Annotated in this window: 14 protein-coding genes and 1 tRNA gene; 1 reads left to right on the top strand and 14 read right to left on the bottom strand. The window is 71.2% G+C overall.

Annotated elements, in window-relative coordinates; genetic code table 11:
• Positions 1 to 182: 182 nt before the first annotated feature.
• From ACUP6Y_RS08115 to ACUP6Y_RS08055, 13 genes are all read right to left on the bottom strand, one after another.
• A tRNA-Ala gene (locus ACUP6Y_RS08115) sits at positions 183 to 255 on the bottom strand.
• A gap of 77 nt (positions 256 to 332) precedes the next feature.
• Positions 333 to 935: a histidine phosphatase family protein gene (locus tag ACUP6Y_RS08110; RefSeq protein WP_462555279.1), complete on the bottom strand. Its 603-nt coding sequence runs from the start codon at positions 933 to 935 to the stop codon at positions 333 to 335.
• The gene (rsfS, locus tag ACUP6Y_RS08105; protein WP_462555278.1) at positions 932 to 1,321 is read right to left on the bottom strand and encodes a ribosome silencing factor; all 390 of its coding nucleotides are present in this window, start codon (positions 1,319 to 1,321) and stop codon (positions 932 to 934) included. The genes ACUP6Y_RS08110 and rsfS overlap by 4 nt, the downstream gene beginning before the upstream one ends.
• A complete protein-coding gene (nadD, locus tag ACUP6Y_RS08100; RefSeq protein ID WP_462555277.1) occupies positions 1,318 to 1,947 on the bottom strand; it encodes a nicotinate-nucleotide adenylyltransferase in 630 nt (209 codons plus the stop codon). Before nadD ends, rsfS begins: the two co-directional genes overlap by 4 nt.
• 25 nt (positions 1,948 to 1,972) lie before the next feature.
• A complete protein-coding gene (locus tag ACUP6Y_RS08095; protein ID WP_462555276.1) occupies positions 1,973 to 2,137 on the bottom strand; it encodes a hypothetical protein in 165 nt (54 codons plus the stop codon).
• An 87-nt stretch (positions 2,138 to 2,224) separates the two neighbouring features.
• Positions 2,225 to 2,686, bottom strand: coding sequence for a hypothetical protein (locus ACUP6Y_RS08090; RefSeq protein ID WP_462555275.1), 462 nt, complete (start codon positions 2,684 to 2,686; stop codon positions 2,225 to 2,227).
• Entirely contained in the window at positions 2,683 to 3,345 is a 663-nt protein-coding gene (locus tag ACUP6Y_RS08085; protein WP_462555274.1) for a CDP-alcohol phosphatidyltransferase family protein, read from the bottom strand. Before ACUP6Y_RS08085 ends, ACUP6Y_RS08090 begins: the two co-directional genes overlap by 4 nt.
• Before the next feature lie 230 nt (positions 3,346 to 3,575).
• Positions 3,576 to 4,826, bottom strand: coding sequence for a glutamate-5-semialdehyde dehydrogenase (locus tag ACUP6Y_RS08080; protein WP_462555273.1), 1,251 nt, complete (start codon positions 4,824 to 4,826; stop codon positions 3,576 to 3,578).
• 20 nt (positions 4,827 to 4,846) lie between these two features.
• Entirely contained in the window at positions 4,847 to 6,070 is a 1,224-nt protein-coding gene (locus tag ACUP6Y_RS08075) for a phospholipase D-like domain-containing protein (RefSeq protein ID WP_462555272.1), read from the bottom strand.
• 137 nt (positions 6,071 to 6,207) lie between these two features.
• The gene (locus ACUP6Y_RS08070; RefSeq protein WP_462555271.1) at positions 6,208 to 7,170 is read right to left on the bottom strand and encodes an electron transfer flavoprotein subunit alpha/FixB family protein; all 963 of its coding nucleotides are present in this window, start codon (positions 7,168 to 7,170) and stop codon (positions 6,208 to 6,210) included.
• Positions 7,171 to 7,194: 24 nt separating this feature from the next.
• A complete protein-coding gene (locus tag ACUP6Y_RS08065; RefSeq protein ID WP_462555270.1) occupies positions 7,195 to 7,995 on the bottom strand; it encodes an electron transfer flavoprotein subunit beta/FixA family protein in 801 nt (266 codons plus the stop codon).
• A 164-nt stretch (positions 7,996 to 8,159) separates the two neighbouring features.
• Positions 8,160 to 8,543 carry a hypothetical protein gene (locus ACUP6Y_RS08060; RefSeq protein ID WP_462555269.1) on the bottom strand — a complete coding sequence of 128 codons (384 nt, stop codon included), beginning with the start codon at positions 8,541 to 8,543 and terminating at the stop codon, positions 8,160 to 8,162.
• Positions 8,544 to 8,548: 5 nt separating this feature from the next.
• Positions 8,549 to 9,334 (bottom strand): enoyl-CoA hydratase/isomerase family protein, encoded by a 786-nt coding sequence (locus ACUP6Y_RS08055; RefSeq protein ID WP_462555268.1) that lies wholly within the window; start codon positions 9,332 to 9,334, stop codon positions 8,549 to 8,551.
• A 166-nt stretch (positions 9,335 to 9,500) separates the two neighbouring features.
• Between ACUP6Y_RS08055 and glgX the strand changes: the two genes are divergently transcribed.
• On the top strand, positions 9,501 to 11,591 hold the full coding sequence (gene glgX, locus ACUP6Y_RS08050) for a glycogen debranching protein GlgX (protein WP_462555267.1): 2,091 nt from the start codon (positions 9,501 to 9,503) through the stop codon (positions 11,589 to 11,591).
• 134 nt (positions 11,592 to 11,725) lie between these two features.
• Here glgX and glgP read toward each other — a convergent pair whose 3' ends face one another.
• Complete coding sequence (glgP, locus tag ACUP6Y_RS08045; RefSeq protein WP_462555266.1) at positions 11,726 to 14,311, bottom strand: alpha-glucan family phosphorylase; 2,586 nt, start codon at positions 14,309 to 14,311, stop codon at positions 11,726 to 11,728.
• Positions 14,312 to 14,422: the final 111 nt, after the last annotated feature.

The raw sequence follows: 14,422 nt of genomic DNA, 5'->3' as shown, positions 1-14,422 counted from the left end.
TGGTGCGGCCGGGCCGTCGGGTCCTCAGAGTCCGAGGTCGCGGCTGGTGCTGCGTCCTTTTGTGGTGCCGGAGCCTGTTCAAGGCGGTTCGACCCTTCGTGAGGGCTCGGAACTCCAGCACTGGCCAAAACGATGAAGTCCGCAGGTCAGAGACAGTTCTCTGACCTGCGGACTTCCACCGGTGGAGGTGAGGGGACTCGAACCCCTGACCCCCTGCATGCCATGCAGGTGCGCTACCAGCTGCGCCACACCCCCGGGGTCATCGCTCCACCCGAGGGCGGGGCAACGACGGAAATACTAGCCACACCCGCCAGCCAGGGTGAAATCGGGGGTCACCCGTTGTACGACGCGAGCGCCCACCGCCCGGTCGAGCGCTGCTCGAGCACCACGCGGGCGCAGTTGCGCAGGGCGCGCAGGTCACGGGCGAGCTCGAAGGGCCAGCCGAGGAAGGTGACCAGGCCCGAGCGGGTGGCGGCGCCGTGGGAGACGGCGATGCCGGTCTCGCCGGGGGCGAGGGCGGCGGCGAGGTCGTGGATGGCGGCGGCGAAGCGGTCGGCGACCTCGCGGGGGGTCTCGGCGCCGGGGATGGCGTCCCACTCGCCGCGCTGGAAGCGCGCGAACGCGTCGGGGTCGCGGGCGTCGAGCTCGGCGTGGGTGAGGCCCTCGTAGTCGCCGAGATGGAACTCACGCAGCCGCTCGTCGTACGACGGCACCAGCCCGGCCTCCTTGGCGATCGTCTCGGCGGTCTGCCGGGCGCGGGCCAGGTCGCTGGACCAGACCAAGGTGGGGTCGAGAGCGGCGATGAGCGGGGCGATGGTGCGGGCCTGCTCGCGGCCGGTGGCGTCGAGCTCGACGTCGAGGTGGCCCTGGATCCGGCGCTCGGCGTTCCAGGCGGTCCGGCCGTGGCGGACCAGGACGATGCGGCGGCCGGTCACTCGGCGACCGGGGGCACCGGACCGTGGACCTCGGCGGGCAGGTCGATGGTCGGGCAGTCGCGCCAGAGCCGCTCGAGGGCGTAGAACTCGCGCTCCTCGGAGTGCTGGACGTGGATGACCACGTCGCCGTAGTCGAGCAGCACCCAGCGGCCGTCGCGGTGGCCCTCGCGGCGGATCGGCTTGGCCTCGAGCTCGCGGAGCTTGTCCTCGATCTCCTCGACGATGGCGCGGACCTGGCGGTCGTTGGCGCCGCTGGCGAGCAGGAAGGCGTCGGTGATGGCGAGCTGCTCGCTGACGTCGAAGGCCAGCTGGTCGGTCGCGAGCTTGTCGGCGGCGGCGAGCGCCGCCGCGTGGACGAGCCGGACGGCGTGGTCGGTGGCGGTCATGGGGTTTCCGTTCCGGATGCGGCCAGGTAGAGGCCGTGCTTGGTGATGTACTGGACGACGCCGTCGGGGACGAGGTACCAGACCGGCTGGCCGGCCCGCTGTCGCTCGCGGCAGTCGGTGGACGAGATCGCGAGCGCGGGGATCTCGACCATGGTGACCCGGTCGTGCGGGATCCGGGCCAGGGTGGCCGGGTCCATCTCCGCTCCGGGCCGGGTGCAGCCGACGAAGTGGGCCAGCTCGAAGAGCTCGTCCACGTCGCGCCAGCTGAAGATGTCGGTCAGCGCGTCGGCGCCGGTGATGAAGTACAGGTCGGCGTCGGGACGCTGGGCGCGCAGGTCGCGCAGCGTGTCGGTGGTGTACGTCGGTCCGTCGCGGTCGATGTCGACCCGGCTGACCGTGAACCGGGGGTTCGCGGCGGTCGCGATGACCGTCATCAGGTAGCGGTGCTCGGCGGGCGCGACCTGCCGGTCCGCCTTCTGCCAGGGCTGGCCGGTGGGCACGAACACGACCTCGTCGAGGTCGAACCAGCCCTGGACCTCCGAGGCGGCGACGAGGTGACCGTGGTGGATGGGGTCGAAGGTGCCGCCCATCACGCCGATCCGGGTACGGCGCGGCGCGTCCGTCACCGGTCCACCACTGTCTGCCCCGCCCTCAGCTGTGGTCGCGGCCGCCGCCGAACCAGACCAGGCCGACGAGCAGGAAGAGGAGGAATGCCAGCACACCGCCACCGATGAACCACGGGTTCACGGCGGGCTCGCCGTGCTCCTCCGCGGCGCGGGCGACAAGGACGGCGGCCTGGCTGATCTGGCTGAGCATGGCGGCATGCTATCGAAAGGACGGCCGCGGACGACCATTGCGGGGGTCTGGTGACGCTCGCTGCGCGAGCTCCTCGACCTCCGGGGATCAGTGGATCGCGAAGTCGACGCCCAAGAAGAGCAGCGAGAACCGGATGCTGCGGCCCACGAAGACGGTCGGGACGAACACCCACATCGGCATCTTGAGCAGCCCGCCGACCGCCGCCATCGCCAGCAGCGGCGGGATGCCGGCCGAGGCCGCGACGAACATGATCCCGGCGGCGTACCAGGGCCGGCCCTGCATCCGGGCCACCCATTTCTCGTACGACGCCTTGATCTTGGGCTTCGAGAGCTTCTTCTGGGCCCAGGCGGACTCCGCGCCGCGCCGGGCGAGCTCGTACCAGATGATCTTGCCGATGGTGGCGCCCGCACCGGCGGCGATGCCGAGGGAGATCGCGGTCACCGTACCGGCCTCGGCGGCGCCGGCGCCGAGGATGTAGACCTCGATGGGCAGGAACGGGAGCAGGGCGGACGCGATGCTGAAGGCGAACGTCGTCAGCCACAGGATCATGCTGCCGGGGACCCTTCGGGGCTGTCCTCGCGCGTCGGCACCGGCACGCCGAGCTGGAGCAGCCAGCGCAACGAGACGCACTTGAGCACGAGCAGGCCGATCGCGATGATCGTGCCGAGCCACACCCAGCCGCTGACCAGCAGGATCACGGCGAAGGCGCCGGAGTTGGCGGCCTTGCCGATCCGCGACCAGTTCCACAGGTAGATCCGCCGGTCGATGACGTGGAAGTAGTTGGGGCTGCGGATCGGCCAGGCGAGGAAGGCGAGCGACAGGTACATGTCGATCACCATGAACTCGAAGAGATAGATCGCGATCGGGATCCCGATCCACTGCATCGGCTCATCGCTGATCCAGCCACCGGGCTGCAGCCAGACCAGGCCGACGTACAGCGCCCCGCAGCTGAGCCGGTCGCACATCATGTCGACGACCGCGCCCATCCGGGTCTCGCAGTCGCGCCAGCGCGCCCACTCCCCGTCGATGCTGTCCCCGACCCAGTAGGTGACCAGGCCGACGACGATCAGGGTCAGGCTGTGGTCGTACGCCGCCCATACCGCGATCGCGAGGGTGATGACCGTGCGCACGAACGTGATGACGGTCGCCCCGGTGAAGAGTCGCTCGACCGACGGGTCGGCGTAGATCCGGTCCGGGGAGCCTGCCATGCCGCGAAACCTACCCGGTTGCCGGAAGTGTCCGGACGCCAGACCCCTTGCGACTCGCGGGGATTCATCGGCCGTCCACCTCGTGCTCCTGGGTTCGCCACGTGAACTGCCTGCTCACGCTCGGCTTCGCGCATCTGGTCCTCGGCGAGGTGCCCCACCGGACCCCGGCCTCGGCCGCGGTGTCGGTGCTCGCCGTGGCCGCGATGGCGTGAGGGCGGTGGCGGCTCGCCTCAGCGGATGTGGCCCTCGCCGATGACGACGTACTTGGTCGAGGTCATCTCCGGCAGCCCCATCGGGCCGCGGGCGTGCAGCTTCTGGGTGCTGATGCCGATCTCGGCGCCGAAGCCGAACTCGCCGCCGTCGGTGAACCGGGTCGACGCGTTGACGAGCACCGCGGCTGAGTCGACCTCCGCCACGAACCGGCGCGAGGCGGCGAGGTCCTCGGTGACGATCGCGTCGGAGTGACCGCTCGACCAGGTGCGGATGTGGTCGAGCGCACCGTCGAGGTCCGGTACGACGCGGGCGGCGATGTCGAGCGAGAGGTACTCGCTGCCCCAGTCCTCGTCGGTGGCCGCGATCACGCCGTCGTACCCGCCGAACGCGTCGTCACCGTGGATCGTCACCTCGGCCTCCTGCAGCGCCGCGACCACGCGGGGCACGAAGGCCTCGGCGACGTCGGCATGCACCAGGAGCGACTCGGCGGCGTTGCAGACGCTGCTGCGGTGGGTCTTGGCGTTGACCACGATCGCGAGCGCCTTGTCGAGGTCGGCCGCGCGGTCGACGTACACATGGCAGTTGCCGACGCCGGTCTCGATGACGGGGACCGTGGACTCGTTGACGACCGACTGGATCAGGCCCGCTCCCCCGCGCGGGATCAGCACGTCGACCTGGCCGCGGGCGCGCATCAGCGCCTTGACGCTGTCGTGGGTGTCGCCGGGGACCAGCTGGACGACGTCGGCCTCGAGGCCGGAGGCAGCAACGGCGTCGCGCAGCACGGCGACGATGGCGGCGTTGCTCGACCGGGCAGAGGAGCTGCCGCGCAGCAGCACGGCGTTGCCGGACTTCAGGCAGATGCCCGCGGCGTCGGCGGTCACATTGGGCCGCGCCTCGTAGATCATCCCGACGACGCCGAACGGGACCCGGACCTGGCGCAGCTCGAGGCCGTTGGCCAGCACGCTGCCGCGCACCACCTCGCCGACCGGGTCGGCCAGCCCGGCGACGTCGCGCAGCCCCTGGGCCATGCCCTCGAGCCGCTCGGTGGTCAGCCGCAGCCGGTCGATGATGTTGGGCGGCGTGCCGTCGGCCTCGGCGCGGGCGACGTCCTCGGCGTTGCCGGCGAGGATCTCCTCGGCGCGCGCCAGCAGGGCGTCGGCCATGGCGTGCAGGGTGGCGTCCTTCTGGGCGCGGGTGGCGAGCGCCAGCGAGCGGCTGGCGACCCGGGCGCGCTGGGCGACCTCGCGGACCTCGACCTCGGCAGTCATGAGGTCAAGGATAGTGAGGACTACGCGCAGGGGCGCGACGTGGGCTTGACGCCGGGCTTGTGGGTGATCCGCTTGCTGGCGAACATCTTGCGCCACTGGGCGTCGTACGCCGCCACGACGGCGGGGTCGTGCATCTCGAAGGTGACCTCGTCGCTGCTCAGCCCGGGCGGCGACCAGTTCTCGGAGCCGGTCCACACCACGCGCGTGGCGGCGCCGCGGAAGGTGCCGTTCACCGTGACGTACTTCAGGTGCGAGTAGCACCGGGCGCCGAACACCATCTCGTCGCCGGCCGTCGACAGCTTGCGGCCCCAGTCCCAGTCGGCGATCCGGACCGGGATCTGGGCCTTCCTCAGGATCCGGACGACCTGCGCGCTGACGACCGAGCCCACGACGGCGATGTCGCAGCCCTCGGCCCGCATCGAGGCGAGCTCACGGGCCAGCGCCTCGCCGCGGCCGGCGTACCAGGCGTACATGTTGACCCGGACCACGCTGTGCCCCTGGCCGTCGCCGAAGCCGCCCGGCGCCGCGCAGCCGACCCGGCGCAGCCGCTTGAGCTGCGGGTCGCGGGTCGCGCGCCGCTCCAGGCGGACCCGCTGGAAGTCGGCGCCGACGGTCTCGCTGGAGTACTCCAGGTGCCGGGGCTTCGCCGTCTTGTCGCGCTTGAGCTGCTCGAACACCTCGGTCCATGCCGCGAAGAGCGCGTCGTCGTTGATGATGGTGAGCGCGTCGTTCCACTGGCCCGCCGCCGCGCCGTACCCGAGGTTGCTGGAGCTGCTGATCACGACAGAGCGGGCGGCGCCTGCCTGGCTGAAGGAGTAGACCTTCATGTGCAGGTTGCCGACGCGCGAGCCGTTGCGGCAGGCGCTCTTGCAGATGTAGAGGAAGCTCTCCGCCTTGCGGTTGCCGCCCAGGCGCGCCTGGAGGCCGCGGATGGTCTTCCCGACGATGTTGTCGTTGACGACGATCTGCACGTGGACCCCGCGCCGGTGCGCCTTGACCAGCAGCCGGGCGGTGTCCCTGCGGTCGATGTTGTACGTCGCGATCCGGATCGTCGAGCCCGCAGGCGCGTGCCGGATCGCGGCGTGGACCCGCCGGACCACCTTGGTGCGCGCCTTGACCCCGCCCATCGGGTTGTTGAACGTCGGCCCGGTGGTGGGCTGCCAGGTGTCGTCGGCCGCGGCGCTCGGGGTGGGACCCACGAGGAAGGTGGCCAGCATCAGCAGGGCGGCGGCGACGGTCTTCACGCGAAGAACATTAAGCCACTGGATTTAGTGGGCCTAACTGGCAGGTGGGCGAGCGAGTCCCGCTCGCGCCGACCGCCCGAAACACCGCGGGACGCCGTACCGGAGTACGACGTCCCGCGACCGGGCGAGCGAGTGGCTCAGCCCTTGCGCTTCTCTACCTCCGCGGTCACGGCCGGGAGGACGGTGTGGAGGTCGCCCACGACACCGAAGTCGACGAGCTCGAAGATCGGGGCCTCCTCGTCCTTGTTGACGGCCACGATGGTCTTCGAGGTCTGCATGCCGGCGCGGTGCTGGATCGCACCCGAGATGCCGTTGGCGACGTAGAGCTGCGGCGAGACGACCTTGCCGGTCTGGCCGACCTGGAAGGTGTGCGGCTTCCAGCCCGAGTCGACCGCGGCACGCGAGGCACCCACGGCCGCGCCGAGCGCGTCGGCGAGGCCCTCGACCGCGGTGAAGTCACCGCCGGTGCCACGACCACCGGAGACCACGATCGCGGCCTCGGTGAGCTCGGGACGACCGGTGGCCTGACGCGGCTGCGCGGCCACGATCTGGGCCGTCTTGGCGCCGTCGGAGATCGTCGCGGCGAACTGCTCGACCGCACCCGCGCCCGCGCCCTCCTCGGGAGCAGCGGCGTTGGGCTTGACCGCGATGATCGGGGTGCCCTTGACGACCTTGGCGTCGACGGTGAAGTTGCCGGCGAAGACCGACTGGGTGGTGACGATCTCCTCACCGTTCACCTGCACGTCGACGGCGTCGGTGATCAGGCCCGAGGAGAGCTTGATCGCGAGACGGCCGGCGATCTCCTTGCCCTCGGCCGAGGCCGGGATCAAGATCGCGGCGGGCGAGGTCTTCTCCGCGAGCTGCTGGAGCACCTCGGCCTTGGGAGCCACGAGGTAGCCCTTGATCTCGGCGTCGTCGACGACGTAGACCTTGTCAGCGCCGTACGCCTTGGCCGCGTCGGCGGCCGCAGCCGCCTTGTCGGCACCACCGATGAACACGGCCGACGGGGAGCCGATGCGCTTGGCGATCGCGAGCAGCTCGTAGGTGGGCTTGCGGACCGCGCCGTCGACGTGGTCGACCAGAACGAGGACTTCAGACATGACTATTCGATCCCTTCTGGCTTCTCAGATGAACTTCTTCGACGCGAGGAACTCGACCAGCGCCGTGGCGCCCGATCCGTCCTCGTCCTTGACGATCTCGCCGGCGGTCCGCGGCGGACGAGCGGTCACGTTGTCGACCTTCGTCCACGCGGCGTCGAGGCCGACCTCGGAGGCGTCCACGCCGATGTCGGCGAGGGTGAGGGCCTCCAGCGGCTTCTTCTTCGCCGCCATGATGCCCTTGAACGACGGGTAGCGCGCCTCGCCCGACTGGTCGGTGACCGAGAGGACGAGCGGCAGGGTGCCGCCGATGACCTCGGTGGCGGTGTCGCCGTCGCGCTTGATCCGGACCTGGTCGCCCTGGGTCTCGACGACGGCCGCCAGGGTGACCTGCGGCAGGTTGAGACGCTCGGCGAGCATCGCCGGGACCACGCTCAGGCCACCGTCGGTCGACGCGAGGCCACCGACGATCAGCTCCGGTACGCCGATCTTCTCGATCGCCTTGGCCAGCACCAGCGAGGTCGCGACGGCATCGGAGCCGGCGATCGCGTCGTCCTGCACGTGGACGGCCTTGTCGGCACCCATCTGCAGCGCCTTGCGCACAGCGGCCTCGGCCTCGGCCGGACCGACGGTCAGCGCGGTGACGGTGATCTCCTCGTCGGCGCGCTTCTCCTTGATCTGGAGAGCCTGCTCGACGGCGTACTCGTCGAGCTCGGAGAGAAGACCGTCGACGCCGACGCGGTCGACAGTGTTGTCCGCCTCGAACTTCCGGTCACCCGTGGCGTCGGGGACGTACTTCACAAGGACGACAATGTTGGAGAGAGTCATGGTTGTGGCCGGACCGGCCCCTTCCTGTGCAACGTGAGCCCTGCCGCGTGATCGGGCAGGGAACAGCTCTGGTCCGCTGAGGACAGCGTCTCGCAGGCTACCGCCCGGTCACCAACGACGGGAACCTCGTCCACGTGGCGTCGGCCACACGCGCACACGTGGGCTCAGGGGCGGATGACCCGCTCGAGCACCCGGCCGACCACGAGGTAGACCACCGAGGCGAGGCCGTAGTTGAACAGCGCGGTCTTGACCACGGCGTTGTCGCCGTCGAACGCCTTCACCGGGTTGTCGAGATCGAAGAAGCCCAGGTCGAAGACGTCGGCGAGGTCGCGGACCAGCTTGACCAGGCTGTTGTCCTCGTTGGCCTCAAGCGCGTACGTGAAGGCCGCGACGGCGAGCACCAGCGCCAGCGCCATGCACACGATCCACACGACGCGAGCCACGTTGTCGCGCACCCGGGCCGTGGTCAGCGAGCGGCTGGGGGACGGCGTACCGCCCTGCGACTCGGTGGCCCCGTCTGCCGTCGTGTGGTCGTCGCTGCCACTCACCTGTGTCACCGTCCCTCGAAGATGGCCTTGCCGGGCCCGTTCTCGACGAAGGAGCGCATGCCGGTGCGGCTGTCCTCGGTGGCGAAGATCGCCGCGAAGCTGTGGCGCTCGATCTGCAGGCCGGTCTCGAGGTCGACCTCCAGGCCGCGGTCCACGCTCTCCTTGATCGCCCGCAGCGCGTACGGCGCGGCCGTGGCGAACCGCGACGCCCAGGCGAGGGCCTCGGCGTACACGTCGGCGGCGGGGACGAGGCGGTCGACCAGGCCGATCGCGAGCGCCTCCTCGGCCTTCACGAACCGACCGGAGTAGAGCAGGTCCTTGGCCTTGCTGGGCCCGACCAGGCGCGGGAGCCGCTGGGTGCCGCCGGCACCGGGGATGATGCCGAGGAGGACCTCGGGCTGGCCGAGCACGGCGTTGTCGGCGGCGATGCGGATGTCGGCGGCCATCGCCAGCTCGCAGCCACCGCCGAGGGCGTAGCCGTTGACGGCCGCCACCACGGGCTTGGGGATCCGGGCGATCGCGTTGACGGCGTCCTGCAGCTTCTGCACGCGGTCGACCATGTCCGGGTAGGACATGTCGGCCATCTCCTTGACGTCGTTGCCCGCGGCGAACACCTTCTCGCCGCCCCAGACCACGACCGCGCGCACGTCGCCGCGGTCGGTCGCCTCGGCCGCGGCGAGCGTCAGCTCGTCCTGCACCTGGATGCTGATGGCGTTCATCGCCTTGGCCCGGTCGAGCCGAATCGTCCCGACGCCGTCGGCAACCTCCAGGCGCACGAACTCCACAGTCATCAGCTCCCTCTCATCGCGGCGTACCGGGGCCTCCTTCTGAGGTGGGGACCCGGTCCCGTCCGCATTCTGCCGCGTCCCGACCGGTCGGGTCACCTGAACCCGCCAGCTGGGCGTGCCGCCCGGGCGCGTCGCGGCCCCGGTGGTGGACGCGGGCACAATGGGCCGGGTGACTCCCGGCCTCTGGCGCACCCTCGGAGAGCGGGCCCCCGTGTGGCCCGGTCGCAACTGGCCGTTGGGCGCGACCTGGTCACCCGAGGCCACCAACTTCGCCGTCCACTCCCCCGCGGCCACCGAGGTGTGGCTGTGCCTGTTCGACGACGAGTCCGGGGAGCGCCGGCTGCCGCTGACCGAGCAGTCCCTCGGCATCTGGCACGGCGCGGTCCCCGACGTCGCGCCCGGCACCCGCTACGGCTTCCGGGTCGAGGGCCCCTGGGAACCCGAGGAGGGTCTGCGCTTCGATCCCGACACGCTGCTGCTCGACCCGTACGCCCTGGCCGTCGCCGGCGTCGAGGGCGACGCCCAGAGCGTGGTCGTCGACCCGGCGTTCGACTGGGGCGACGACACCCCGATGCGGCGGCGCTGGCGCGACACGGTCATCTACGAGCTGCACGTCAAGGGGTTCACCAAGCTGCACGACCGGATCCCGCCGTCGCTGCGGGGCAGCTACGCCGGGCTCGGGCACCCGGTCGTCACCGACTACCTGCGAGACCTCGGGATCACCGCCGTGGAGCTGCTGCCCGTCCAGCAGTTCTTCTCCGAGCAGGCGTTGCTGGAGCGCGGGACCGTCAACTACTGGGGCTACAACCCGATCAGCTACTTCGCCCCCGACGCGTCGTACTCCTCCACCGGCGACCGGGGCGGGCAGGTCACCGAGTTCAAGGAGATGGTGCGCGCCCTGCACGCCGCCGGCATCGAGGTGATCCTCGACGTGGTCTACAACCACACCGCCGAGGCCGGGGCCGAGGGGCCGACGTACTCCTTCCGGGGCCTGGACGACCGCGGGTTCTACCGGCGGGTGCCGTCGGCCGAGGGGTACGACGACACGTACTGGGACGTGACCGGCTGCGGCAACACCGTGAACACCGAGGACCCGCTGGCGCTGCGGCTGATCCTCGACTCGCTGCGCTACTGGGTCACCGAGATGCACGTCGACGGCTTCCGGTTCGACCTGATGTCGGCGCTCACCCGCACCGCCGGCAGCGACGGGATCCCGGTCGACATGGCCTGCAAGCTGCTCATCGCGATCGGCCAGGACCCGGTGCTGCGGCACGTCAAGCTGATCGCCGAGCCGTGGGACACCTCCATGGACGGCTACCTCGTCGGCAAGATGCCGCCGCCGTGGGTGGAGTGGAACGACCAGTACCGCGACACGATCCGCGACTTCTGGCGCGGGCGGTCCGACGGCACCCACGCCGTCGCCACCCGCCTCGCCGGCTCCTCGGACCTGTACGCCGACGACGGGCGCTCGGCGTACAACTCGGTCAACTTCGTCACCGCCCACGACGGGTTCACGGTGCGCGACCTGGTGTCCTACGACGCCAAGCACAACGAGGCCAACGGCGAGGACAACCGCGACGGCACCGACAACAACCGGTCGTGGAACCATGGGGTCGAGGGCGAGACCGCCGATCCCTCGGTGGTGGCGTTGCGGCGGCGGCAGGCCGCGAACCTGATGGCCACCTTGTGCCTGTCGAACGGCGTGCCGATGCTGACCGCCGGCGACGAGCGCGGCCGCACCCAGCGCGGCAACAACAACGCCTACTGCCAGGACAACGAGATCTCCTGGGTCGACTGGCGTGCCGACGACGCCTGGCTCGACGTGTACGAGGTCACCCGCGCCGCGCTCACGCTACGGCGTGAGCACCACGCGCTGCGGCAACGGCACTGGTTCGAGGGCCGGCCCGCCATCGTCGGCGGCCCCAAGGACCTGGCCTGGCTGCACCCGTCGGGCCGCGAGATGACCGACGAGGACTGGTACGACCCCTCGTTGCGGACCATCGGGATGTTCGTGTCCGGCCGGCCGCTGCGCGAGCCCGGGCCGCGCGGCGAGCAGCAGATCGACACCTCGTTCCTGATCTGGTTCCACGCCGACGCCGACGCCGTCGAGGTGCATCTGCCCGACAACGACTGGGTGCATGCCGGGTCCGTGGTGCTCTCGACGGACCTGGGCCTTCCCGCCGGGACCCGGGTGGCGGTGGGGTCGGTGCTGACGATCGGGGCGCGGAGCGTGGTCGTGATGCAGGAGAGTGAGGTCTGACGCCGACCCGGCGCAAAGTGGCTCTGGTTTTCGGCCGACCCGGCGCAAAACAACGCGAGAATCGGGCCGAGCCGGTCAGCCCGGAGAGCATCTTGCGCCGGGTCGGCGCTGCCTGAACGTCAGCTTGCGCCGGGTCAGGCGAACGCGACGACCCCGAGCTCGGCGGGCGCGACGAGGAGCGGGTGGGCAGGCAGCACCCGGACGGTGTAGCCGAAGGGGCCGGAGCGGCCGAGGACGACGTCGCCGTCGAAGCGGTGCCGGCCGCCGTCGTACGACTCGACCAGGGACAGCGGTACGACGGCCGCGGCGACGATGTCGTCCTCAGCGTCGACCCGCCCGTGGACCAGCTGCACCTCGACGTCCTGGGGCGACAGCTCGCCGAGGGCGACGTAGGAGCGGACGTGGAGAACGGCGCCGACCTCGGCGACGTCGCCGATGCCCTCGGCCTCGACGTGCTCGACGCGCACGCCCTCCCACGCCGAGCGGACCCGGGACTTCCACCGAGCCAGGTCGCGGGCGCCGTTCTCGACCGCGGCCAGGGCGCGGGCGTTGGCGGCGGCGGGCGCGTAGAGCATCTCGACGTAGTCGCGGACCATCCGGGTGGCGAGCACCTTGGGCCCGAGGTTCGCCCAGGTGGCGCGCAGCATCTCGACCCAGCCGGCGGGCACGCCCTCGTGGTCGTGGTCGTAGAACCGCGGCGCCACCTCGTTCTCGATCAGGTCGTAGAGGGCGGCCGCCTCGAGGTCGTCGCGCTGGTCCGAGTAGTCCTCCAGACCATCGGCGGACGGGATCGGCCAGCCGAACTCCGGCTCGTACCACTCGTCCCACCAGCCGTCGAGGATGGACAGGTTGAGGCCGCCGTTGAGTGCGGCCTTCATGCCGGAGGTGCCGCAGGCCTCGTAGGGGCGCAGCGGGTTGTTGAGCCACACGTCGCAGCCGGGGTAGAGCGGCTGCGCGAGCGCGATGTCGTAGTTGGGCAGGAAGACGATCCGGTGCCGCACGTCCTCGGCGTCGGCGAAGCGGACCAGCTCCTGGATCAGTCGCTTGCCGCCGTCGTCGGCGGGATGGGCCTTGCCGGCGACCACCAGCTGGACCGGGCGCTCGGGGTGCAGCAGCAGCGCCTTGAGCCGCTCGGGGTCGCGCAGCATCAGCGTCAGCCGCTTGTACGACGGCACCCGCCGCGCGAAGCCGATCGTCAGCACGTCGGGGTCCAGGGCGTCGTCGATCCAGCCGAGCTCGGCCGGCGAGGCGCCCCGCTTCTCCCACGACTTGCGCACCCGGCGGCGGGCGTCGTCGACGAGCCGCTCGCGCAGCAGCCGCTTGGTGCGCCACACGTCGACGCCGGGCACCTTGTCGAAGGCCGCCCAGAACGCGGCCGCGTCGTCGCCCTCGGGATCGGCGCCCTGCGCCGCCGCCAGGGCGACGACCTCAGGGGCGACCCAGGTGGGGGCGTGGACGCCGTTGGTGATCGAGGTGATCGGCACCTCGGCCTCGTCGAAGGTCGGCCACAGGCCGTTGAACATGCCGCGGCTGACGTGCCCGTGGAGCTGGGAGACGCCGTTGGCGCGCTGGGCGAGCCGGAAGCCCATCACCGCCATGTTGAACACGCCGGGGTCGCCGCCGTCGTAGTCCTCGGCGCCCAGCGCGAGCACCTGGTCGACGGGGACGCCTGGGGTGGCGCCGTGCTCGCCGAGGTACTGCTCGACCAGCGTGCGCGGGAACCGGTCGATGCCCGCGGGCACCGGGGTGTGGGTGGTGAAGACGGTGGACGCGCGGCCCGCCTCCAGAGCGGTGGCGAAGTCCACCGAGCCCTCGGCGGTCAGCTCGCGGATCCGCTCGACGCCGAGGAAGCCGGCGTGGCCCTCGTTGGTGTGGAACACCTCCGGCTCGGGGGCGCCGGTGATCCGGGAGAAGGCCCGCAGCGCCCGCACGCCACCGACCCCGAGGAGCAGCTCCTGGCGCAGCCGGTGCTCGGTGTTGCCGCCGTAGAGCCGGTCGGTGACCAGCCGGTAGGACTCCGGGTTCTCCTCGACGTCGGTGTCGAGCAGCAGCAGCGGCACCCGGCCCACGGTCGCCACGAACACCCGGGCGAGCAGGTCCGGCCCGTCGGGCATCCGGATGGCGATCGTCGTACGGCTGCCGTCGTGCTCGTGGAGCAGCGAGAGCGGCAGCCCGTCGGGGTCGAGGACCGGGTAGCTCTCCTGCTGCCAGCCGTCGCGCGAGAGCGCCTGCTTGAAGTAGCCGTGGCGGTAGAGCAGCCCGACGCCGACGATCGGCGCGCCCAGGTCGCTGGCGGCCTTGAGGTGGTCGCCGGCGAGGATGCCGAGGCCGCCGGAGTACTGCGGCAGCACGGCGGTGATGCCGTACTCCGGCGAGAAGTACGCGATCGACCTCGGCCAGGTGCGGTCGGGCTCGGCGGCCCGGGCCCGCTGGTACCACCGGTCCTCGGAGAGGTACGCCGCCAGGTCGGCCCGCGCGTCGGCCACCCGTCGCACGTAGTCCTCGTCGGCCACCAGCTCGGCCCACCGCTCCGCGCTCACCTCGCCGAGCATCCGCAGCGGGTCGCGCCCCGACTCCTGCCACAGCCGGGCGTCGATGGTCTCGAACAGCGCCTGGGTGGGCGGGTGCCACGACCAGCGCAGGTTGGCCGCGAGCTCGCCCAGCGAGGCGAGCGCGTCGGGCAGGACGGGGCGGACCGTGAACCTCCGGATCGCACGCATGGACCGACGGTAGCCAATCGGACTTGAACGATCCAATACGCGTCCACCCGAAGTCGGTTGATGTGACACCGGGTTCCGCGTAACGCGGGGGTGCCCACCGCCGTTGTGGTG

This window comes from Nocardioides sp. S5-5 (genome assembly GCF_054954065.1).
Note: the sequence above shows the minus strand (reverse complement) of the source record. Positions and strands in the feature narration are given on the sequence as shown.

Coding starts and splice junctions, on each gene's coding strand:
- ACUP6Y_RS08055 (WP_462555268.1), bottom strand. CDS start 9,334: ATGACTGTGGAGTTCGTGCGCCTGGAGGTTGCCGACGGCGTCGGGACG.
- glgP (WP_462555266.1), bottom strand. CDS start 14,311: ATGCGTGCGATCCGGAGGTTCACGGTCCGCCCCGTCCTGCCCGACGCG.
- ACUP6Y_RS08070 (WP_462555271.1), bottom strand. CDS start 7,170: ATGTCTGAAGTCCTCGTTCTGGTCGACCACGTCGACGGCGCGGTCCGC.
- ACUP6Y_RS08065 (WP_462555270.1), bottom strand. CDS start 7,995: ATGACTCTCTCCAACATTGTCGTCCTTGTGAAGTACGTCCCCGACGCC.
- rsfS (WP_462555278.1), bottom strand. CDS start 1,321: ATGACCGCCACCGACCACGCCGTCCGGCTCGTCCACGCGGCGGCGCTC.
- ACUP6Y_RS08085 (WP_462555274.1), bottom strand. CDS start 3,345: ATGGCAGGCTCCCCGGACCGGATCTACGCCGACCCGTCGGTCGAGCGA.
- ACUP6Y_RS08090 (WP_462555275.1), bottom strand. CDS start 2,686: ATGATCCTGTGGCTGACGACGTTCGCCTTCAGCATCGCGTCCGCCCTG.
- ACUP6Y_RS08095 (WP_462555276.1), bottom strand. CDS start 2,137: ATGCTCAGCCAGATCAGCCAGGCCGCCGTCCTTGTCGCCCGCGCCGCG.
- ACUP6Y_RS08080 (WP_462555273.1), bottom strand. CDS start 4,826: ATGACTGCCGAGGTCGAGGTCCGCGAGGTCGCCCAGCGCGCCCGGGTC.